Source organism: Pseudomonas sp. LBUM1657, assembly GCF_059716075.1.
The window spans coordinates 3,210,960-3,232,667 of the sequence record NZ_CP166799.1 but is presented as its reverse complement, the minus strand read 5'-3'; the positions used below and the strand labels follow the sequence as shown (position 1 = coordinate 3,232,667).

24 protein-coding genes and 1 pseudogene are annotated in these 21,708 nt (G+C 52.8%); 15 read left to right on the top strand and 10 right to left on the bottom strand.

Annotated features, from left to right (window positions below; translation table 11 throughout):
• Window positions 1–122: 122 nt before the first annotated feature.
• Window positions 123–1,079, bottom strand: a complete 957-nt coding sequence (locus tag ACA055_RS14940; protein WP_497684321.1) for a helix-turn-helix transcriptional regulator — start codon at window positions 1,077–1,079, stop codon at window positions 123–125.
• Window positions 1,080–1,415: 336 nt separating this feature from the next.
• Here ACA055_RS14940 and ACA055_RS14935 point away from each other — a divergent pair, with 336 nt between their 5' ends.
• From ACA055_RS14935 to ACA055_RS14905, 7 genes and pseudogenes are all read left to right on the top strand, one after another.
• Entirely contained in the window at window positions 1,416–1,562 is a 147-nt protein-coding gene (locus ACA055_RS14935) for a hypothetical protein (RefSeq protein ID WP_497684320.1), read from the top strand.
• A 75-nt stretch (window positions 1,563–1,637) separates the two neighbouring features.
• Window positions 1,638–3,065, top strand: a complete 1,428-nt coding sequence (locus tag ACA055_RS14930; protein WP_497684319.1) for an SIR2 family protein — start codon at window positions 1,638–1,640, stop codon at window positions 3,063–3,065.
• Between the two features lie 2 nt (window positions 3,066–3,067).
• On the top strand, window positions 3,068–3,550 hold the full coding sequence (locus tag ACA055_RS14925; RefSeq protein ID WP_497684318.1) for a TIR domain-containing protein: 483 nt from the start codon (window positions 3,068–3,070) through the stop codon (window positions 3,548–3,550).
• Between the two features lie 483 nt (window positions 3,551–4,033).
• A complete protein-coding gene (locus ACA055_RS14920) occupies window positions 4,034–5,677 on the top strand; it encodes an ATP-dependent nuclease (RefSeq protein ID WP_497684317.1) in 1,644 nt (547 codons plus the stop codon).
• A complete protein-coding gene (locus ACA055_RS14915; RefSeq protein WP_497684316.1) occupies window positions 5,664–6,479 on the top strand; it encodes an HNH endonuclease in 816 nt (271 codons plus the stop codon). Before ACA055_RS14920 ends, ACA055_RS14915 begins: the two co-directional genes overlap by 14 nt.
• 99 nt (window positions 6,480–6,578) lie before the next feature.
• A complete protein-coding gene (locus ACA055_RS14910) occupies window positions 6,579–7,802 on the top strand; it encodes a PDDEXK-like family protein (RefSeq protein WP_497684315.1) in 1,224 nt (407 codons plus the stop codon).
• A 44-nt stretch (window positions 7,803–7,846) separates the two neighbouring features.
• Window positions 7,847–8,090, top strand: a pseudogene (locus ACA055_RS14905) (AbrB/MazE/SpoVT family DNA-binding domain-containing protein).
• A 405-nt stretch (window positions 8,091–8,495) separates the two neighbouring features.
• On the opposite strand, the gene ACA055_RS14900 reads toward ACA055_RS14905, so the two are convergent.
• On the bottom strand, window positions 8,496–8,711 hold the full coding sequence (locus ACA055_RS14900) for a hypothetical protein (protein WP_497684314.1): 216 nt from the start codon (window positions 8,709–8,711) through the stop codon (window positions 8,496–8,498).
• A 396-nt stretch (window positions 8,712–9,107) separates the two neighbouring features.
• Here ACA055_RS14900 and ACA055_RS14895 point away from each other — a divergent pair, with 396 nt between their 5' ends.
• Window positions 9,108–9,389: a hypothetical protein gene (locus ACA055_RS14895; protein WP_497684313.1), complete on the top strand. Its 282-nt coding sequence runs from the start codon at window positions 9,108–9,110 to the stop codon at window positions 9,387–9,389.
• A gap of 62 nt (window positions 9,390–9,451) precedes the next feature.
• Window positions 9,452–9,694: an AbrB/MazE/SpoVT family DNA-binding domain-containing protein gene (locus ACA055_RS14890; RefSeq protein ID WP_497684312.1), complete on the top strand. Its 243-nt coding sequence runs from the start codon at window positions 9,452–9,454 to the stop codon at window positions 9,692–9,694.
• 524 nt (window positions 9,695–10,218) lie between these two features.
• On the opposite strand, the gene ACA055_RS14885 is transcribed toward ACA055_RS14890, so the two are convergent.
• The 6 genes from ACA055_RS14885 to ACA055_RS14860 all read right to left on the bottom strand — a co-directional run bounded on the left by ACA055_RS14885 (window position 10,219) and on the right by ACA055_RS14860 (window position 14,985).
• On the bottom strand, window positions 10,219–10,638 hold the full coding sequence (locus ACA055_RS14885) for an antitoxin Xre-like helix-turn-helix domain-containing protein (RefSeq protein ID WP_497684426.1): 420 nt from the start codon (window positions 10,636–10,638) through the stop codon (window positions 10,219–10,221).
• Between the two features lie 261 nt (window positions 10,639–10,899).
• Window positions 10,900–11,661 (bottom strand): carboxymuconolactone decarboxylase family protein, encoded by a 762-nt coding sequence (locus ACA055_RS14880; protein WP_497684311.1) that lies wholly within the window; start codon window positions 11,659–11,661, stop codon window positions 10,900–10,902.
• Window positions 11,639–12,136 carry a (R)-mandelonitrile lyase gene (locus tag ACA055_RS14875; RefSeq protein WP_150732998.1) on the bottom strand — a complete coding sequence of 166 codons (498 nt, stop codon included), beginning with the start codon at window positions 12,134–12,136 and terminating at the stop codon, window positions 11,639–11,641. Before ACA055_RS14875 ends, ACA055_RS14880 begins: the two co-directional genes overlap by 23 nt.
• 53 nt (window positions 12,137–12,189) lie before the next feature.
• A complete protein-coding gene (locus ACA055_RS14870; protein ID WP_497684310.1) occupies window positions 12,190–12,678 on the bottom strand; it encodes a cyclophilin-like fold protein in 489 nt (162 codons plus the stop codon).
• 24 nt (window positions 12,679–12,702) lie between these two features.
• Window positions 12,703–13,923: an MFS transporter gene (locus ACA055_RS14865; RefSeq protein WP_497684309.1), complete on the bottom strand. Its 1,221-nt coding sequence runs from the start codon at window positions 13,921–13,923 to the stop codon at window positions 12,703–12,705.
• A gap of 33 nt (window positions 13,924–13,956) precedes the next feature.
• Window positions 13,957–14,985, bottom strand: a complete 1,029-nt coding sequence (locus ACA055_RS14860) for an alpha/beta hydrolase (protein ID WP_497684308.1) — start codon at window positions 14,983–14,985, stop codon at window positions 13,957–13,959.
• Window positions 14,986–15,164: 179 nt separating this feature from the next.
• On the opposite strand from ACA055_RS14860, the gene ACA055_RS14855 reads away from it, so the two are divergent.
• The 6 genes from ACA055_RS14855 to ACA055_RS14830 all read left to right on the top strand — a co-directional run bounded on the left by ACA055_RS14855 (window position 15,165) and on the right by ACA055_RS14830 (window position 19,114).
• Window positions 15,165–16,094, top strand: a complete 930-nt coding sequence (locus ACA055_RS14855; RefSeq protein ID WP_497684307.1) for a LysR family transcriptional regulator — start codon at window positions 15,165–15,167, stop codon at window positions 16,092–16,094.
• Between the two features lie 157 nt (window positions 16,095–16,251).
• Window positions 16,252–16,443, top strand: coding sequence for an antitoxin Xre/MbcA/ParS toxin-binding domain-containing protein (locus ACA055_RS14850; protein ID WP_497684306.1), 192 nt, complete (start codon window positions 16,252–16,254; stop codon window positions 16,441–16,443).
• A 570-nt stretch (window positions 16,444–17,013) separates the two neighbouring features.
• Entirely contained in the window at window positions 17,014–17,250 is a 237-nt protein-coding gene (locus ACA055_RS14845; protein WP_497684425.1) for a hypothetical protein, read from the top strand.
• A 105-nt stretch (window positions 17,251–17,355) separates the two neighbouring features.
• Window positions 17,356–17,646, top strand: a complete 291-nt coding sequence (locus ACA055_RS14840; protein ID WP_497684305.1) for a hypothetical protein — start codon at window positions 17,356–17,358, stop codon at window positions 17,644–17,646.
• Window positions 17,647–17,875: 229 nt separating this feature from the next.
• A complete protein-coding gene (locus tag ACA055_RS14835; protein ID WP_497684304.1) occupies window positions 17,876–18,280 on the top strand; it encodes a response regulator in 405 nt (134 codons plus the stop codon).
• A gap of 336 nt (window positions 18,281–18,616) precedes the next feature.
• Window positions 18,617–19,114 (top strand): HIT family protein, encoded by a 498-nt coding sequence (locus ACA055_RS14830; protein ID WP_497684303.1) that lies wholly within the window; start codon window positions 18,617–18,619, stop codon window positions 19,112–19,114.
• 173 nt (window positions 19,115–19,287) lie between these two features.
• Here ACA055_RS14830 and ACA055_RS14825 read toward each other — a convergent pair whose 3' ends face one another.
• Entirely contained in the window at window positions 19,288–20,847 is a 1,560-nt protein-coding gene (locus ACA055_RS14825) for a sensor domain-containing diguanylate cyclase (protein WP_497684424.1), read from the bottom strand.
• A 319-nt stretch (window positions 20,848–21,166) separates the two neighbouring features.
• Window positions 21,167–21,643, bottom strand: coding sequence for an Xre family toxin-antitoxin system antitoxin (locus ACA055_RS14820; protein ID WP_497684302.1), 477 nt, complete (start codon window positions 21,641–21,643; stop codon window positions 21,167–21,169).
• Between the last annotated feature and the right edge of the window lie 65 nt (window positions 21,644–21,708).

Here is a 21,708-nt window from a genome sequence, read left to right as displayed (position 1 = left end):
GGGAGAAAAGCTCTGCGCGTCCGAAGGCCAAGGCACAACGCTGTTACCTCATCATGAGAGACCTGACTAATCCGCAGTGGAGTGCGACGTTTCGCCCCTTTTGCGAATAAGCTGGTTAGCGATCAATTAGGGCTTTGATAGCCTGGCGCGAACATGGAACTCTCTACACCATAGAGAGCCAATGGATCTCTTAGCCAGAGACGATAGGCCTTATCCCCAATGCTGTGGTCTGCCGAACAATCCACGTGGTATTGCTGCAAAACGTATCCTGCCATAGCAGCTCGTACACGCAACTTAAGCACCCCATCCTGCATGTCGTAGTCACGCTTCACGATCTCTGTTGAGTCTTTATCGGGGTGCGGGACAAGGGGAAGCTCGAGCATGCGATTCCACTGGTCATCATTCTTAGGCGTTTCTTCGTTCCTGGGTTTATCTCCCATCCGGATCTCGGCCTGCCCAATTCGAGTCAGAACGAAGTCTCCGAATTTCCCACGCTTCCGATCAAAGGCTCTGACGTGCCAACGCAGGCCATCACAACCGATAGCGAATGGTACAATTTCCCTTTCAGACTGACCTGAGCTAGAGGTATAGCTGATCTTAACTACCTGCTTCAGGTGTATCGCCCTAGTGAGTGGCGCTAAAACTTCCACCTTAGGCTTACTAAGAAGAGATACAGACTCGTGCGTGATAAGCGGCTTCTCATCTGAGTCGAGGCCATAGCCGTACCCCTGCGAAAGTGCAGTGAGAACTCTCTCGGGTGGATGGGCTATCAGAGGCGAGAACGTACTTCGAATCACATACAACTTGGTTACCGAATCGAGCTCTGTATTCTCAGACGCAATCTCTCGGTACTGACCGAAATCCCGAGTTGCGGCTGCCCCACCTACCCCAAACCGATCCATGAGATCCATCCGCGAGACGGAGCCTGTGAAATACAGGCGAAAGTCTATGTACACCAGACGTTCCCGTTGCGCCTGGCTGTACTCGCTTAAATCAATCATATGCTCTCCGTCTAACCATCCAAATTCTTGCTGTCTTGCTGTCTTGCTGTCTTGCTGTCTTGCTGTCTTGCTGACCATGCCAGCGCATGGTCGTTCTATTGCCTATCACCCATCATAGCACGTGAAGATTTGACGTAATCAAAATGATGATGATAGGATTCGCATATGGTTGTACCTGATCAGTATTTCTAGCACCTGAAGAGATATCAAGGGTGGTGTGGATGCGATGACGGAACACCAGAAACAGAAAGGCCAGTCAAGGTACGAACTTGACCGGCCTTCGGTAAAAGACGTCTGAACAGGTTCCAGATGTCTCTCGCGCTTTGTTAAGAAGCTTTGCGATGTTAGCCCCTGTGGGCTTCTTTCGCAAGGGAGCGAGTTTTGTGTTCGAGCCACCTCAATAGGAGACATTTTATGTCCCAACTTGAGATGTTCGAAAAACCCGACGAGGAAGGCGAGGTCATCTACCGCATGACCATCACCACCAAATCGGGGAAGGTGATTCGACGTCCGAACGGTCAGCCGTTCCGTATCGTCATTCGCCCCAAAGCGGCCAAATAATTTGACCGCTTAACAGAGTTCAGGGCACACCCGTGCCCTGAACTACCTTGCTCCCAAAAGAAGGATGATGCAGAGATGGCGTTTTCAGGTGAGATCAATTCGTTTATCAAAGAATTTGTTAAAGATCTGAGTGAGGACAACGCGGCAGTATTCGCTGGCGCAGGTATGTCCAAGAGCGCCGGTTTTGTAGACTGGAAAGAGCTACTGCGAGACATCGCCGAAGAGCTTGACCTGAAGATTGAGCAAGAGGACGACCTGATCTCCCTTGCCCAATTTCACGTTAACAAGCTCAAGGGGCCGGCGAAGCTCTCACGAAAAATTCTCGAGGAATTTTCCGAACAGGCTGAGCCATCATTGATCCATGAGATTCTGGCTCGCTTGCCGATTCGTACATACTGGACGACCAACTACGACACCCTCGTCGAGGACGCGCTAAAACGCGCCTACAAGGTTCCCGACGTCAAGCACAGCGTTGCGCAACTCAACACCACCCGCCCCAAGCGTGATGCGGTGGTGTACAAGATGCACGGTGATGCCCATCACCCGAACGACGCCGTTCTCTACAAGGAACAGTATGAGCGTTACTACCGAACGCACGAAGCCTTCGTTACGGCTTTGAGCGGTGATCTTGTCTCCAAGACGTTTCTGTTCATCGGGTTTAGCTTCACCGATCCGAACTTGGACTACGTCCTCAGTCGACTCCACACCACCACCAAACGTAATCACTACTGCTTTGTTCGTCGCGAGCCCATCGATCCCAAGGATGACGACGAGGTAAAAGCCTATAAGCGTCGGAAGCAGGAGCTGCGTATTGACGACCTGAAGCGTTATGGCATCCAGTCGCTGCTCATTGAAAACTATGAGGACGTACCCGCAATCCTGCAGGAAATCGAAAGCCGCTTTCTGAAAAAAACAGTGTTCATCTCTGGCAGCGCCGAAGACTTCGGTGATTGGGGCCAGCAGCAGGCTCAGGAGTTTATACATACCCTCTCTGCCTCCCTGGTCAAAAACAATCTACGTGTTGTGAATGGCTTTGGCTGGGGCGTTGGTAGTGCAGTCATCAATGGAGCGCTGGAAGCGATCTACGCCAATCCTGAAAAATTCTCTGAAGACCAATTGATCATGAGGCCATTTCCGCAGGTAGCCACGAAGACTGCCGACCTGAAACAACTATGGGAGCAGTACCGTCAGCGAATGATCGGTCTTACGGGCATTGCCATCTTTGTGTTTGGCAACAAGCGGGACGCGGAAGGCAAGATCATCGAAGCCGGTGGAGTGATTCGTGAGGCAGAAATCGCGATCGAGCACGGTTGCATTCTCATTCCTGTGGGTGCGACCGGCTTCGCTGCTCAATCGGTCTGGAAAATGATTTCCGAAAGGCCAGGCCATTTCGACGGCATCGAGTGGATTCGGCCTCTGATCGAAGAGATTTGTGATCCGCAGATAAAACATAAAGAGATCGTGGACAAGATCATCGCAATTCTTAACCGCTTAGGGAGATGAGCATGGCTAAACGTAAGGTGTTTTATAGCTTCCACTTTGATAACGACGTCATGCGGGTACAGCAAATCCGCAACATGGGGGTGATCGAAGGCAACGTAGCTGTCACTGCTAACACGTGGGAAGAGGTTAAGAAAAAAGGCGACGGGGCGATCAAGACTTGGATCGAGGACAACATGAGTGGGAAGTCCTGCGTCGTAGTGCTCATAGGTGCCGATACGTCCAAACGCCCTTGGGTTCAGTACGAGATCAAGAAAGCCTGGCAAGACGGAAAGGCTCTGCTTGGTGTCTACATTCATAACCTCTCGTGCCCTAACAAAGGGACGTCTGTCCAAGGTGCCAATCCCTTCGATCTGTACACCTTCAAGACTGGCGAAAAGGTCGTGAAACCTCTGGTTTTCAACCCTAAATCCAATGATGCCTACAACGATATTGATGCAAACCTGGCGGATTGGATTGAATCTGCCATCAAACAGCGGAACGGTTGATGTTTTTGTGGCTTGTAGAGATGGAGCACGTCCCTGCGAGCCACACCTCTTTCAGCTCCTGACTCGGCAGCTCCCCCGCTCCAAGGCAGCGGGATATTTTCTTCACAGACTATGCGACAGCCTATCGGGTGGGCTCTGTCGAAATCGAATCACAAAAGTTGTTGAACACTGAGCACCTGTGCCGGCATCGACGCGTCATGACGCTCACGTAATACGATATTGTCAAGAACAGCTAAGACGTCGAGTGCCGTGGAATCCCCCCTCCTTTAGGCCGTTCGTTCACTTCTGCCAAACAGATGCACGCACCTATGTAGATTCTCGAAAATTCGTGAGAGCATTTAGTCAAAATACGGGATTATGTGTGCCCGAGCATCTCATTAACGTCTTACAAGGCTTGCTGCAGTAAGCGTAAAGGACAGGGCCTATGGTTACTAGCTCTTAATCAAGCGCTTACGAACTTGACAAATAATCGAAAGGGAATTCATGAAAAAAAATAATTCTCAGGTAAAAAGACCAATTATCGTTCGCTTTGCAGTTCACTCATATGAGATTAATCGGCATGAGCGAGCTGATGCCTTTATCTTTCCCGCAAACACCTCCTTCAACGACTTTGGCCATTCCCTTGCTTGTGAAATCGCAATCAAGGTCGGCCCGGAGGATTACGAATATTTCAATGGCAGATGCGCAATTGAAGGAAGCCTAAAGCTCTCCCAAGGTATTTCTGAGAGTTTGATAGACTCTGACTCTGTAGATGCCAGACTGCTCAAGAAACCTTTCCGCACACTTTTGACCGATACTAAGTCATATCACGTGATCTATCGTCATTTTGGTTCAGAACGAGCACGAGAGCTACTTACAGCCCTGCAAGACGTTGCAGTGACACCTGAGTCAAGCTTTTTACAGCGCTGGGAAAATTTTTTAACCTCTAAGATATTCACCTTGGCGTTCGTTCGATCCAGCGAGGCATATTTTGCATACAGAAAGGCAAATAGGATCATCGAAGGGTTGGGATTCGAAACCGCAGATGCCCGGCAGAGCTTCAGCGCACAACTGATTGGACAGGGGCCAAAATTAAGATTTGACTTTCTGTTTGATAGTAATAATTTCTTCAGAGGTCGTATAGCTGTCATTATTGGACAAAACGGCTCTGGCAAAACCGCCTCTCTTTCCAAGCTTGCTAGGGCGCTCGCTGATCAAAAATCCTCGGTAGCACGAATCGAAAATAGACCAGAACTCAATCAAGTTTTGGCGTTTATACATACTGGTTCCAGACGGCAGTTTACCCCCCATTCAAAATCAGGTTTAGCACGCGCTCGAATCTTCACATTCAACCCTGGCACTCCCAAAAAGACTGATGAAGACCCTATTACTAGACTGTTGGTTGACGTAGCTAGGAGCAGTGGTCTAATGGCCTCATCCCTAGCAAGTCTTCGTGAAATTTTGAATCAGGAGTTTTCACAACTAAAAATGCTCCTACCAATAAAAACCGAAGTATACGGAGCCAGGCACTCTCATATACATAGAGAGTACGTGGCTTTCGAGGAATGGATGAAAGGAGGTGAACTCAAGAAGCTCGAGCACGTCGCGAGAATCGATCATTATCGACCTCTTAAGTTTGTCGATCACACTGGAAGTGCTCGATCATTAAGCTTGGGGCAGTTATCATTTCTAAAATTTATCCTTACCGCACTTGCCAATGCTGGGCCGTCCTCTGCGTTCATAATTGATGAACCTGAAAGTTTCCTTCACCCAAATCTAATTTCAAGATTCATGCGTACATTAAACAGAATCCTAGACTCTACATTTTCTATCGCCATCATTGCCACGCATTCCCCATATGTTGTTCGTGAGGTTCAAAACGCTCAAGTACACGTAATCAGAGAGCAAAATTCTGTAACTACGGTTGACCACCCTCGCCTTCAAACACTAGGAGCAAATGTCGCCTCTATATCAAACGAGGTTTTTGGCGATGATTTGCCACACCACCTTTACGAAGAGCTAATATCGCACGCTAAAGATACTAGCCAGTCCTTTGCCGATGCGCTGGAAAAGTATTCAAACGAATTGAGTACAGAAGCACTTATGAAGTTAAGAATAATGATGGCAGGCAGCGATGAGAAAAATTGAACATCCTTTAGTTGATGACAAGGCAAATCTAGCTGCGCTTTCGAAATCCAGAGCCGCAAGTGCAAAGGCGATCAAGGCCCAATTATCCAATATACAGGCTCGTTACACTGAGTATCATGATGCCAAGGGAGATCCATGGCGGATAGTTTCAGACCCCATCCTCTCCACGTATCGTAACCACCTTGAAAATTTATACAAATCCCCTCCAGTCGCACTTGGTTTTATCGAGCTTTTACGTGACTCAATGGCCGGAGCTTGTCCTGTATGTGGTAGAGATGCTTTAGGGACGCTGGATCACTATTTACCTAAAGCGAATTACTCTGAGTTTTCTTTCTTCTCAAAAAACCTCGTCCCTGCCTGCAATCGGTGCAACAACTCCAGAGGCAATCTGACAAAAGGTGGCGCAGAACCACAAAGACCAGTTCATCCTTACTACGACGACTTTGCGTCTAGACGAATCATGTCAGTTAGTTTCGAGCCTGACTGGCGCGCTCCTAAATTACGACCTGTCCCATTCGATGTAGTTGGAGATGAACTGACTACCGTGCAGTGGCATATCGACAACATCGTTAGACCCTCCGGATTCGATGACTACATGATTAACTTATGGGGAGCGTTGGTCGCTTCCCCTGATACTTACTTCCAAAATCGGAGGGACGTAATGTCGATGGCAACGGAAACGTTAAGACAACAACATATTGAGGAAGCCTCAGGAAACTCAAAAAACGCCTGGCGTTCTTGCTTTTATCATGGCCTTAGCATAAATCAACCCGCATTGGAATATATTGCGAACCTTCCATAGGCAACTACACCTTATATACACCGTCACGCAAAAACGCACCTGGCTTCGCGAAAATCATTTGCTTGAAGCCACCCCACTCAGAGTGCACATGAGGCCAGAATGGAAGCATCCGTTATCGAGGACTTATTGAACGAGTTTCAGATCTGGTACGACCTAGATCTCAAAGCAAAGCAAAAGTACCAAGCACAGCTAGCACCGGACTTTCGACTGATAGATTTTCTACAGCGCGACGAAAATGCGCTTTCAGGGTATCTCGGCCTCCTGCTCGATCCGCATGGCCGACATGGACAAGGCGATGTGTACCTGGCCAAGTTTCTTGCCCTACTTCCCGAATCTAGCTTTCAGCCGGACACGGCGGATCACTTAAGCTGCCACACCGAGTTCAGGCTACCAAGCAATAGACGTTTGGATCTCTACCTACGATTTCGCACAGGCGGCCTAGCCATTGAAAATAAGCCTTGGGCGACTGATCAGAAGAAACAGGTTTATGACTACGCAAACTACCTGGATAGTCAGCATCTAGACGGATGCTGGACGCTGATCTATCTCTCAAACGGAGAAATATCCGAGCATAGCCTGCCCAAGCACGCGCCCGCGCATCTAGCGGATCGAGTTGTTAGCTTGGATTTTTTCAAGCTAGCTGGATGGCTGGACGAATGCGCAGTGCTCACCCGTGGTGCATCCGTGCGCCTGTTTGTTGAGACAGTCGCCCAATTTATTCATGAACAGATCAATGGAGAATTGCGGTTGGACAATGGTCAAGAACTTACCGAGTTGATGCTGCGAAATGAGAAAAATCTGAGGGGAGCTTTTTATATCTCTCAGCACCTGCATGAGGTCAAACGCCAGTTATGGCGGGATTTTGCTGATCACTTGCGTGGCGAACTCAATGCATTGGGCGCCGAATTGGTCTTTGACGAGGAGTTGATTGATGGTGCTCCTCATATGAAGATTGGAGCTCGTTTAAATCCTGCTGACCGATGTGGGCCTAACTGGGCGTTCAATAAACGAAACCATGAAGAGCTTTATTTTGGTATCTGTGCTTTTAGCGAGGCTGACACCAAGAATATTGACTCCGGCAAAATCAAACGAGCGATGGACAAACTCTGCGATATCCCTGGACGCGCTACTGTTTGGTGGCCATGGTGGACATTTGACTCTAGGGCCTTCACTTCACATCCAGTCCCGTCGAACTGGGTCAACAACCCAGACGCTTGGCTGGGTCTGCAAGACAAAAGCCAGGAAGGGTTCGCAGCCATAATCATCGGAACAGTTAAGCGTATGCAGAGCGATTTCGATATTAGCTTACTGCAGGGCCGTTGAAATTCGGTCACCTAACGCCGACTCAGAATCTATGGAGACCACACGTGAGAAAGCCCCCCATGAAAATCATCATCGAAGAGTGGGATGGTGACGGTGCAATCCGGATTCTCGATGAGGCGTTGCAGGAGCTCGGGCTTGATGTTGGCGACACCGTGTATCTGATTGAAGAATTTGTCGGCAACATGCGATGCCTTGTCCTATCAAAAAAAGCCTCAAATCGCGGATCCCATAGACGAGCTCACTGAAGCCTGGGATAGCGGACAACATGGCAACGCCTGGGAGAAATGAGGCCGCCGCGATTCGCTTGCGTGACTCGCCTAGTCGACCTTCTGGTGTGACCTGAAAGCTGCCCACTTTCACGGCCAGCCCGAACGTTTCAAATGCAAACGGGAACATCTCGGTTAGAAAAAAACGAAGCCCCGGAGGTTCGCGGCTCCAGGGCTTCTATTTTCGCCTCCATCCCTTAATGGTTTGACGAACGTGTCCAGGACAGTACCATCGTCGTTTTGATATTTCATTACGACTTTGGATAGGGTCGATGAGAGATTCGGTTTGGTCAATCCGCAATGCAACTGAGGTGCTCCAGCGCCCTAGTTGGATGGCCGCCACCAGTTTTCTCTTGGATCTGAAAACAAAATTTTAGCCGGGCCTCGTTGGCCCGAAGGAGCGAACACCGAACTCCTGCGAGACCGATCACGCGAGCTTAATGGCTCCACCTTGGATTTCGTCACGCGCCATTCGTAAATCATGGGCGTCTTGGTTGAGCCGGTGAATCATGTTGAGCAACCGTTGACGAAGCACCTCATCCTGGAGCTGCTCGGCTGCACGCATCACATCAAGCGCCGCCGCCTCATTGTTGGTGGCGACGGAGTCGAGTAGTTTGCGCATGCTTCTTGATGGCCGATTCATCTCCAACCCTCCTAGATTTCGGTGGGCGAATCATATGGCCGGAATGTTTCGTCAATGTTTCAGTTGTACGAACAGGTTTTAATTACTGGCTTGGGCTGATTTAAGGATAGCTGGAGGGTGATCCGTGAGGCGTCAATTACCCTATACGCTCATCAACACGCTGTACACGTCGTTGAACTGCGACGCAATCGGCCGCGTGGCAACCCTCAGTCTATAGCGGGTCGACTTGGCAAACCGAGACCGGCACCCAACATTAGAATGGGATATGCGTCCTGTTTTTGATTTTTTGAGACTTGATAAAGTGATTCACCGCAGGCGGTTGCGGTTTAGGCTTGGACGTCTCATCTTTCACCGTCCGATGAGCCAATCACTGACTGCCAATTAGGAGTAAAAAAGTTGCTTACCCGTCCTGATAAAGACGCCCTCCGTGCGATGCTGGAATCGCAAGTCCAAGAGAAGCTGCAGCACGACCCAGACGCGTTAACGACTTATGCAGCCAAGCCTGAGCCAGAGCGAAAGCCGTACAGCAGCAAACCAACGGTTCAGGACAAGGCATTTCAGAAGGAGATTGAACAGATGCGTGCAGATGCTGAAGCTGGAGTGATACATACGCCCCAGCGCGAGCCACATGACGCGGGCGCTCCTAGCCTAAGGCTTGACGATTATCCGGATCTTTAAAACTTGCACTGAGAATCTACAGGCAGGAGCGACTTGCTGGTTCAAAGCAACGGAGACTACACGTGAGAAAGCCACCTATAAAAATCATCATCGAAGAATGGGATGGTGACGGTGCGATTCGAATTCCCGATGAGGCGCTGCAGGAGCTCGAGCTGGATGTCGGCGATGCTGTGTACCTAATAGAAGAATTTGTTGGCAACACGCGCTGCCTAGTCCTATCGAAGACTCCTCAAATCGCGGATCGGATAGACGAGCTTACTGAAGCATGGGACAGCGGACAGATTGGTAACGCCGAGGAGAAATGAGGCCGCCGCAATGCGCTTCCTTGACGCACTCACGGGAGGCCGCCTGCAGTCAGTGATGGAGCGAGAACTGCCTCCATCAAGCGTGCGTTAGGCACGGCTCGGCGCACGTCTTCTATGGCGCCCTCAATTGCGTCATGTGCACAACGTGCTCCATGGACAAACTCCAACGCCAGGCGACCTGGCTGTCCGACTCCGACCAACGCATCATCACAGCCTGCTTCCGCCAAGCGTTCCACAAGCGCGTCCATATCGCTCTCGTCAGACGTCAGGTGGTAATTAAGGGTGAAGGTAAACACCATCTCTAACACTCCGCTTCAGCTAGATCCTACGTGTTTTGACTTTCGCACGACGCGACAAACAGTGAAGCCTGGGACTGCGGACACCTTGGCAACGCTGGGGAGAAATGAGGCAACGCAGTCATGACAGGCACAATTGCGAAGTGAGTCGCTTAGGCCACATAAAGTGAAGAAGTGAAGTCGAGCCGGGCTTAAGCCCGAAGGAGCGATAGCCAAAGTAGCTTTAGATCAGCAGCCCAACAATTCGCTATCGAATCTCACACGAGAACTCCCCTTTCTAGTCGGCCGATAAGATCGAAGATGGCCTTCGTTTCCACCCTCGTCCCTATCATATCCAGGACGCTTCGAACCAAGCCCAGGAACCGGCGTGCTCATCCATTGCGCCGCTGCTGCGACATCGCTTTCAAACAAGCAAAGGGTTTGTTCAAAGACAGCTATCAATGCAACCAAACGGTCGCTTTCTACAGTGTAAAACCGCCCTGCTTTCGCTCTCCGCGACAACGTTGTGGGCGACACGCAAATAGCCTTTGAGATAACACCTCGCTGAACCTGCAGAAGGCTCGCTATCCGGTCGAGGAATTCAAAAGGCAGCCCTTCTCGAATTAGGTCATGAAGCGTGGTACCGCGTGACGGCAGGCCGAGGATCATCCAAATGCTCTGTGAGATATGAGGCCCTGGCTGGTATTCCTTGATCGACGACAGCACTTTCATCTCCATCTAAAAACCTATGCCTAATCCGGGCCCGCGCGCCCGAACCAGACTACTCCATTGCCCTCTGCGTAGGTTTATCAGATACAGGACAACGTGATTTCGACGGGTAGCGTTGTCATCCGAGCTCAGTCGTTTTCGTGACTCCCACGAATTGGTAGGCACCGCTATGCTCCTCAGCCTCTCCATCTCGCGAAGCGTTCAGCCGCTGATTTTTTCCAAGGCCACTAAAATACGCTTAGCTCCATCCGGCTCACCGCCTGTCTTCAGTTCGCTAGCCACCTGATGCAGCTGCTGTACTGTCAGGCCAACATTCATGCTGATCTTCAGATGCGACTCCAGCTGCGGCTCTAACCCTGGCATCGCGGCGATGGCCCCGACGGTGGCCAGCTCCCGGTCAGCCCATTCAAGGTTGTCGCGGGCAAAAATGTCGCCAAACAGGTGGCCCTTCAAAAACTGATCAATGGCGGGGGCGAATTTAAACAGCGGGCCTGACACAGGCGAGCCCAACAGCCGGGTTTGATTGTCGGTGCCTAGGTCGAGCAAAGCGCGCCCCGAGGGAACAAGGCCTGGATCGCGTCCCGGCGCATCATGAATACCCCGTGCGGCACGTTCTTGCAGGACTTTCATCAGCAGCGACAGGGCATTGAGGCTGCGCGGGAACCCGGCATAGGCATAGAGTTGCACCAGGATCTCCTTGCTCTCGCTAATCGTCAGCCCGGCATCGAGACCGCGATTGAGCGCGTCCTGCAAACGGGGCATATCGCCGACGGCCATGCTGGCGCCGATCGGGGCAATGGCTTGTTGCCGGGCGGTTAAAGTCTGCTCACTCACTATGTGTGTCTCCGGCTTGGAAGCAGTACTGGCGCTGGAGATCGGGGCCCAGGCGAAAGTGGCCAGAAGTACGAAGCCCAACGTCCCCACCCGGACATGGCAGCGCTTACTTGGCTGGGTACTGTTCATCGCTCACTTTCTCCATCCAATTGACATTGTTGCCGTTTTTCGTGCCGGTGATAGCCATATGCGTCATGGCAGTCGTCGGCGCGGCGCCATGCCAGTGCTTAACCCCCGGCGGGCACCACACCACATCACCGGGACGTAATTCCTGCACGGGCTTGTTCCATTCCTGAGTACGCCCTACCCCCGCTGTCACCACTAGATATTGCCCGGCAGGGTGCGTGTGCCAGGCCGAACGAGAACCAGGCTCAAAGGTGACGTAGAGCGTTGAGGTGTTGAGGTCGGCCGTTGCAGCGGTCAAGGGGTCGACCCTTACGCGGCCAGTGAAATAGTCGGCAGGCCCCGTCATCGAGGCCTGCTCTCCCGCACGAGTGATTTGCTGGCTGGCCGGGTTCTGCTCAGCCGCGACGACTGGCGCGAAGTACGTGGCAGAGAGCAGCGCCAGTGCGGCCAGGGGTAAGGTAGAGCGTGTGGGCGTCATGGAAAACTCCTGTGTCACGTTTTAGTGGGGGCTGACGTGCAACCATGGCAGCCCTAGTCAACGGAAAACGTCACCCGAACATCGTCGCGGCCCAAGGACTCGGCCAGGCCTGCCGGGTTGTCGATGCGGCCGAGACGGGAATAGGAGTAGGACGAGGTAAAGGTTTTATAAAAGACCACCAAGGTGTCTGCACCGTACAAGAGCAAATCGCCGCTGTGGATGGTTCCGGGCCAGTAGGCTTGGGTGGGTAACGGATGCTGCAAGGTGGCGTACTTTTCGTTGTCGTGCAGCTCGGTCATGTCCAGGCTGAGCGGCAATCGGGCGACAAGCTCCCGAGTGGTCGGGTTATCTTCAAGGGATATGCCGAAACGCTGTTGGCCGACGGTCATCCACATCGTGGTGTTCTCCATGCTTGTTGACGGGCCTGCGATAGCCGTCGCAGCCGCGAGGGGTAAAACCGCTAGGCCCAATGGCATCAATGCCGCCAACCAGAAGCCCTTCCAGCCTTGGGAGTAATCGGTGCCGAGACTGCGCGCATGCATGGCCTTGCTCCGTCGAATGGAGGGTCACCGGGTGTGCGACACCGGCGAACGGGAGGTTAGAAACGTCAATAAGGCGGCTAGCATCAGCAGCGCTGCGCTGGCGATGAAAGTGCTCTGGTAGCCGAGAGTGTCAAACAGTACGCCACCCACGGTAGAGCCCAATGCGATGGACAACTGCACGATTGCCACCATCAGTCCACCGCCCGCCTCGGCGTGGCGTGGCAAGGTGTGCGCGATCCAACTCCACCAGCCCACGGGCGCTGCCGTTGCAATAAACCCCCAGAGCCCCAGCAACACCGCCACGGCGATCACCCCCGTGCCAGCAGGAATCAACGTCAAAGCAATCACGGCCATCAGCAGTGAAATCGTACTCAGAGTGCCGTAGAGGCTGCGTCTGAGCACTGCGCCGATCATCGTCGTGCCAAAAAAGCCAGCCACGCCGAGCGCCAATAGCAGCAAGGAAAGCGTCGGCACGTCGACCAGGGTGACTGTTTCCAGAAACGGGCGCAGGTACGTGAACAGCGTGAACTGGCCCATGAAAAACAGGCCGCTGGCGGCCATGCCCAGCGCCACCGTGCGATTCTTCAGCAGTTTGAAAACATTGCCAGCACCCGGCGAGCGCTCCTGCGTTGGCATACTTGGCAGGCTGATCCATTGCCAGACCAGGGCGATCAGCGCCACCGGAACCAGACAGAGAAATGCACCACGCCAACCTACGACCGATCCCAGATAACTGCCCAGCGGCGCCGCCACCACCGTTGCCAGGGCGTTGCCGCCGTTGAAAACCGCCAACGCCCTGGGCACCAGCGGGGCCGCAACCAAGCGCATCGCGGTGGCGGCCGACATCGACCAGAAACCGCCGATCACCATGCCGATCAGGGCACGCCCGACCATGTAGGTCGGGTAGTTCGGGGCAAGTGCCACAACGGCGCCCGACACTGCCATCAAACCGGTCAGCGCCAACAGCAGGGTCTTTCTGTTGACGCTGCCGGCGATCCAACTGATGGACAGGCTGGCCAACACGGCAAACGCGCCGGAGATGGCCAGCCCCTGGCCGGCCAAACCCTGGCTCACCTGCAGGTCGTCTGCCAACGGCGTCAGCAGGCTGACGGGCATGAACTCCGATGCGATCAGCGCGAACACGCACAATGTCATCGCATAAACGCCGCCCCAGCTACTGGCACGCGTGCCTGTTTCACTGGCGGAGGTAGCGCCCAATTGGGTGTCAGTGCAAGTGTTGTTCATCGTAGATCCAATAGCCTCTGTGGTGGTTGCCGGTTACTTCAGGTGGGCCTGGAAGAACTGGGTCAGCTTGGCGAAAGGGATCAGATCTACCCGGTCATACAGATCGACATGGCCGGCGTTGGGCACAATGACCAGCTCTTTAGGTTCACCCGCCAGGCGGAACGCCTCTTCGCTGAACTCGCGGGAGTGGGCGTTTTCACCTGCGACAAACAGCATCGGGCGGGGCGAAATACTCTCGATATCTACGAATGGGTAGAAATTCATGAACTTGGTGTTGCTGCTCAGCGTTGGGCGGGTGGTCTGTTGCGGCGTGGAGCTTGTCGGGGTGAATTCGCCACGCGGGGTGCGGTAGAAGTCAAAGAACTCGCGCTGAATGGGGTGGGTGTCGGTATTGAGCTCCTGCACGGTGCCGCCGGTGTATTCGGTCTTGCCGCCTGTGAATTCCACATAACGCTGCTCGGCCGCAGTTGCGATGACCTGCTTGCGCTGCTCAAGGGTTTGCGAATGCTTGAGACCGTTACGGTTGGCGGCGCCCATGTCGTACATGCTGACAGTGGCGATGGCTTTCATGCGCGGGTCGATCTTGGCCGCGCTGATCACAAAGCTACCGCTGCCACAGATACCCAGTACGCCGATGCGCTGACGGTCGATAAAGGGCCGCGTTCCGAGATAATCCACGGCGGCGCTGAAGTCCTCGGCGTACATGTCCGGCAGCACCGCATTGCGTGGGCTGCCTTCGCTTTCGCCCCAGAACGACAAATCCAGCGCCAAAGTAACGAAGCCCTGTTCCGCGAGTTTTTGCGCATACAGGTTGGAGCCTTGTTCCTTTACCGCACCCATGGGGTGGCCAACGATAATGGCCGGGCTGCGGGCGGTGTTGTCCAGACCTTTAGGGATGAACAGATTGCCCACCACATTCAGCTGGTACTGATTTTTGAAGTTGACCTTCTGCATGGTCACCTTGTCACTTTTGAAGAAATTATCTGCACCGTTGGACATATCGGCTCCTAACGCGGTGAATGAACTGAACAAAAAACCGAGCATTACGAGAAGTTTTTTCATGGGGCGTCCTTATCAGGTGAAAGCTAACGACGACGTTGGCCGTTAGTGCCGAGCTCGCACCCTCGTCACGCAGGGGCTGGGATTGCAGCTATTGTTGCTGACTAACGGGATTTTGATTAGCTAATGAATGCTTAATGCGGATATAAGGATGTCTAATCAATAGACCGAGTGCTATCGCGATGGCTAAACAAAACTTCAACGATCTTCTAGCCTTTGTGACAGTGGCGCGCGTGGGCAGCTTTACTCGCGCGGCGGTGCAACTTGGGGTGACCCAATCGGCAGTGAGTCAGGTGGTTTCGGCCCTGGAGGCACGTCTAAAAATTCGCCTGCTTACCCGCACCACGCGCAGCGTTTCTCTGACCACAGCGGGTGAGCGGCTGCTGGAAGCGGTGGGCCATCGCTTCGATGAAATCGAGGCCGAAGTGGAAGCCTTGACCGAGCTGCGCGACAAGCCGGCCGGCACCGTGCGGATCACCTGCGGTGACAACATCATCAAGACCACGCTGTTACCCAAGCTCACACCACTGCTGCAGATGTACCCGGATATCAAGCTGGAATTTGATATCAACTATGGCTTTCGCGATATCGTCGCCGACCGCTTCGATGCCGGCGTGCGCTTCAGCGACACGGTGGCCCAAGACATGATTGCCGTGCCCATCGGCCCGGCTATACGAATGGCGGTCGTGGCAGCGCCAAGCTATTTCGCCCAAAACCCCGTCCCTGAACACCCTCGCGACCTGGCAGCACATCGCTGCATCGACATACGTTTCCCGACTTATGACGGCATGGACGCGTGGGAATTCGAGCGCCAGGGCAAGAAGCTGAAAGTGCGGGTAGCTGGCCAATTGGTATTCAACTCCACGACCCATATTGCCGATGCAGCGGCCAGCGGGCTGGGCATCGCTTACCTGCCCGAGGACGAGTTTGCCTCACAACTGGCTCAAGGCCGTCTGGTTCGGGTGCTGGAAGACTGGTGTGAGCCTTTCGGCGGATTTCACCTTTACTACCCCAGCCGCCGGCAACCTTCCCAGGCATTTTCGCTGGTCGTTGATGCATTACGGGTGGATCGGTTGCCGCCAGATGACACCGTGACTTCAAGGGATGCGTGACCACGACGACTCGGGCGAGCACGGGAGAAACGCCTCGCGTCAAAACTGAAAGTCGGTTTAATGGCTATGGGATGCTACGAGCAGACGAAGACTGGTGGTCACGCGAGATACAGACTGTTCGAAACCACCACACCAGCAAACTTCATGAGAGCCAGCGATGAATTACATTGACTTGATTCAGCTTCAGGCCAAACAGGTCTTTGGCAACAAAGCGAAAGCGGATACGTGGCTAAATCAACCGAAAACTGCCTTAGGTGGTAGCACACCATTGGAGCTTGCTCACACTGAAGCGGGATACGAACGCGTAAAAGCTGAACTTGAGAGAGTCAGTCACGGGTACGCTTGTTAGCACGAGCCCTTCCTCCAAAAACTGGGCTCACATGATTGAGTAAACCATCACGAGATCTTTCTCCATTCGTAATCGAGCGAGCATTGCGTGGCGCTCCTCCCCTTACGCTTCTAACTCAACGACAAAATCAGGCAAAACGGATTTGAAGGCTGTCATAAATTGTCTCAGCTGAAGCCCGTCCCGTTCTTGAAATCGTCTTGTTTTACCGGTACTTCTAAGTCACCAATTTCATGCACGGAAAGCAACCATGCAAGCAAGATTCAGAGTGATTGAAACCACCACACTGGACGATGGCAGCAAGCCATACAGGGTTGTTGATCTTGTAGACGGAGGCTCAGCCAGCAAGCATGGCGTGTTCAAAGCTAGGGCGGAGGCAAAGGTGGTTTACTCGACATTAAATGATGAGCGTCCGAAGCAGTTAGGAGTTTTTGCTATCGCACCGAGTTGCACTCACTTAGCCAGTGCCGTACGTCACTCGCTTCTATGGGGAGCTGTTGATCGAGCGAGTTTCTATCAGGGAATCGGCAACCGGACGGCGAGCTTGAATCGACATAGCACCCGCCTGCTACGCTGTCCTCTTTCCATGGGGGAACCACAAAGTCGAAAGCAGAACTGCTCCCTTCCCTACTGTTCAAGATCAACGAAAACCAGCTAGCGCTCGAAGCCGCGATCATGGAACTGACACTGTGGGTCAAACAGCGCGGCTCGGGTGAAGTAGGAGGTAATGTGCGCGGCGCTCTGGCAACCCTCAGCAGGAACGAAGATTTCATCAACATGACGCTCGCGGTGCTGATGACGCCGGAATGACTTCTTACTGACAGACAGCAATCGGCCAATAGCGGGCATTCGAGAATCGTGCGCTCGCAGTCATGTTATGGTTAGAAACTGAAAGGTAACGTACGAAAATCAAACATGGATCTGGTTCAGCTCGCGCCTGCGACATATCACACAACGGACGACTACTGGCATCTTCTTCGCGCAGGAGATGGCTCAATCTATGTCCTCGTCAACTGCGAGGCGTCTTTTGTGAGTTACGAATGTCTGATTAAGCTCAACGACGAGGAATTGCGCGACTACCGAGGCTTGGGCTGGCTATCCATTCAGCACCTGGCTAACCGAATCAATTACTATGTCGATGATTACAATGGCCGCAGGATCACGGGCCCTTTGCTCGAAGCAGCCATTCAGGCTTCAAAGCTCTAAACATCCCAAGACATCTGGGTAATGTTCGTCAATCCGCAGCCGAATGACGGCTATGGGTCGGTTGCCGCCCTTCGTGACAGGCAGAAATCGGCCAGAAGCGGCCCCTCAGCAGCGGTTAAATCCATTTTGCGAATGGGAACTCCCCATGCCATTTTTGCCGCTCTACGCCTAAAAAGCGCTTACACTCGACCTACTAGAGTCACCGGCAATCCGCATAAGGAACACCAGCGTGAGCGTAGATTGGAGAGACGGGCAGCCTGTGCCTGGGCTCGTAATCATTATCGAAGACGAACCGGTTACCCGGATGCTCTTGGGGGAATTATTGGCGGAGCTTGGATATTCCTCGGCGGGTTTCGACAACGCCGTTCAGGCACTGAGCTACCTTGTACATATTGAAGGTGATTGCGCTTTCATCATCGCCGATCAAGGTTTGCCTGGAGGTATGCGAGGCACCGAATTTATACGCATGGCGAACGAAAAGTGGCCTTCCATACCTTCGATACTTGTCTCTGGTTACTCTGTGGATGAGCATGCGATCCCGCTATCAGCGACTTTTCTACATAAGCCTTACACGCTGGCTCAATTGGAAAGCACCATCGCGACCGCAACCCGCTATCGATCGAGGCAGTCGTAAGCAGCTGGCCGTCTATAATCAGCATTTGGGGCGGTGTACAACATGATCAAAAAGGTAGTGCTTTTCCTGCTTTTTACAATGAGCGTTTTGTGCCTTCTCATCGCCGCCGTTGGTGTGTCGTTAACATAGACACAGGCCATTCTGGCAGTCCGTCACACTTGGCATTGCTTTGTCAGAAGAGAGTCCCTGCCAAGCCCGTCGCCTTGGCGACGATGCTTTGTAAGGTCAGCTTTGGCTCGTCGCTGGCCTCCGCGACCGGTAGCTATCGGCCAGAAGCCGACATTCCACACTAGCCTCAAGTGTTACCCTTCACCGGACTTCGCTCAAGGCCATCATATGGACATATCGCCTAGCTTCATCATTTATGAATCCCGTTATTGGTTGATCAACCACCGTAGGGACAGTGCGCTGCCCGGCTACCTAATGCTCAGCGCGAAGGAGATGACAAACTCCTTGGCGGCTCTACCGACCGAAGCGCTGGCGGAGTTGGGTGCATTGCAAGCGAGCATCCAGGCATCCATCGAAGCGCACCTGCAACCCAAAAGGCTTTACATTGGCCGTTTCGGTCATGACGCGGGTTACTCCATCCATTTCCATTTCATCCCGATTTACCAATGGGTAGAGGCCATGTTCTGGAGCGACGACAGGTACAGACTGCTACAAACCTTTGGCTCACTCGACAGTATCGTGCCCCAGACCGATGGAGCAGAACTGACGTTCTTTGTCTGGCGAGAGTTCTGTGAGCGCCCTGATCCTCCACCGATACAAGGCCCATCCATTGATCAAGTCATTGCCGTTCTGCGTCGTGAGTTCGATTTTCAGAACGTTGGCTGAGCGGTGAAAATAACGTGTTGTGACAGGCCGCTTTGGGTCGTTCTCTGCCGATCATGAGCACGAAAGGTGCTGGGCAAACCCAATGCAAATGATTGGTCAGGCCGTATGTAAATGGGTGGTCAAATGGGGGCGATTTCGCAGTGTTATCGAACAACCAGATGATCAGAAACATCTCAAGGTTCTGGATATTCAGTGATTGCAACTCCTTTGCGTCCTAGCTGTTTAACTCCATACATAGCTTGATCCGCTGCCTTGAGCAATGCGTCGAGACTCTGTCCATGCAACGGGCAAATTGATACGCCGATACTGCATGAAAGTGAAAGCTCACCTGCGCTTGTCACGACTGTGCCCGCAACGGAGTCGAGTACCCTCGCCGCTCTGGTTTCAACACTTTCTGGGTTGGATAGATCCGTAATCAGAATCACGAACTCATCCCCTCCGTAGCGTGCGACCGTATCAGTCGAGCGAGTGGCCTGAAGCATGCGACTAGCGACCGCTCGGAGAACCTGATCACCGATCTCATGACCGTGCTGATCATTTATTTGTTTGAAATGATCCAGATCGATCAACAGCACCGCAAACGGCTGCGCCCTCTCTTTCCAATCGGAGAAGGCTTGCTGAAACCGATCAGCAAATAGATAGCGGTTTGGCAGCTCGGTGAGTACGTCATGGGTCGCAAGATACGCGGATCTTTTGTACTCAACCTCAGCCCTTTCTATCGCCCTAAAGTGCTGAATCAGTACCCCAGGAATAAGAAAGAGAGCCGCAACGAGAACCGAAAGGATGATCAGTGCTTGCGCAGTCAAAACGTCTGCAAAACGTAACTGACGCTCAAACAGCAGTGTCATCGGTTGCGAGGTACTTCTGATTTCGACTCGATCAGTCAGGCGCGGAAAAAATAGACGATCAAGAAAGCCAGCATTGTTTGCGTTCGTAGAGAACACGTTACTTTCAGATCCTGCCCCGGCTTTCATGACTGCGCTGATATGAACCAAGGGATCTATATTCGCATCATTGACCGCATCCAACAGCGAGCTGGTCTTGATCAAAAGCAAAGACACCATGGTGCTTCCGAAAAAATTGGGCCGATTGCTCTCCCTTAAATTTTCGGGCCGACTCACGGACTGCATGAGAATGTAAGCGTTGCCTCCTTCGTACATAGAGAAGACAGGTGATACAACTGGCTTCGGATTATTGTGAGTGCGGGCCAACGCGTAGGAAAGATGCCCAACGGTTTCCAACCTAACACCATAGATAGAACTGGATTCGGGAAGCGGCGGGTACATAAACAACACAGGCCAGGTCTCACTGAGGTAAGCCTGATGCTGGGCAGGTTGCTGGGTGAGACTCGGGAAGTCTTTGAGCTCAAAGTCCGGACGCCAGGTGCGGCGCATCAGAGTCTCAAATGCAGCCTGCTCCACGATGGGAACCGCCCTCGCCGCCTCAAGCATGTAAATATGAGGGTATGCAGACAAAACGGCTGACGCATAACGAGCTGCGGCTTCCGTGTCGCTCTGATCGACGGCTTGGAGAAACGCAGAGAAGCCCGACAGTACCGCTTCATTGGTATCAAGCTGATTTCGTACGATGCCAAAGATGTTCTGCACGTAATCCGAGAAGCGTGTCTCCCTACGTTGAGTTTCTGACTTAAGCAGTAATAGAGCCGAAAAACCAACCAAGCCGACAGCCAAGACAATGAAACCCAATAAAGACCTGCGCCGTTTAGTCAACATCATCCTGATATCCCTATGCGCAGTGTAATGCGTGGTGCTTCGGCCAACCTCATGGGGCTCAGCTCGCGCGGTTTCTGGGCGTTACCGCTGCTCCAATCTCGTATGAAGTGACCATCGCCCATTCTAGGGCATATCGCCATCATTCAGAAAACTGAATCTCGACTCTGGAACTGCACCCCCTGACAACGCTGGGTAGAAATGAGGCAGAACAGTCATGGCATGCGCTACTGCGGACTGAGTTGCCAGGCCACACTACGTGAAGATGTTAGGTCGAGCCAGGCAGGGCCCGAAGGAGCGATAGTCAATGAACCTGAAGGACTCAAATCCGCCAGACCGTTGGTAAATCGCATACAAGCACTCCCCTCTCCATTCCACCGATAAGATCGAAAATAGCTCTCGCTTCCACTCTCGTCCTCAACATGTCCAGTGGGCGCTTTGAACCGAACCCTCGAGCCGGCGAGTTCATCCATTCCGTTGCAGCGGTGACGTCATTCTCGAACATGGTTAAGGCGTTCTCAAAGACAGCAATCAATGCGATCAAACGGTCGCTGTCAACGGTGCTGAAGCGGCCCGCCTTTGCCCTACGCGCTAGTGATACAGGTGATACGCCAATGGACTGAGAAATGACATTCCGCCCCACCTGCAGGTTGCTCTCTATGTGATTGAGATACTCGTAAGGAAGGCCTCGGTGTATCAGGTCATGAAGGGTTATGCCGCGCGAGGGCAGCCCTAAGGTTGACCAAATGTTTCTAGGAACTGGTGGGCTTGGTAGGTACTCTTTGATCGATGACAGCACCTGTGCCTTCCCCAGAAAACCTAAAGCTTAGCCGGGCCCTGCTGGCCCGACGCATCGACTATAGG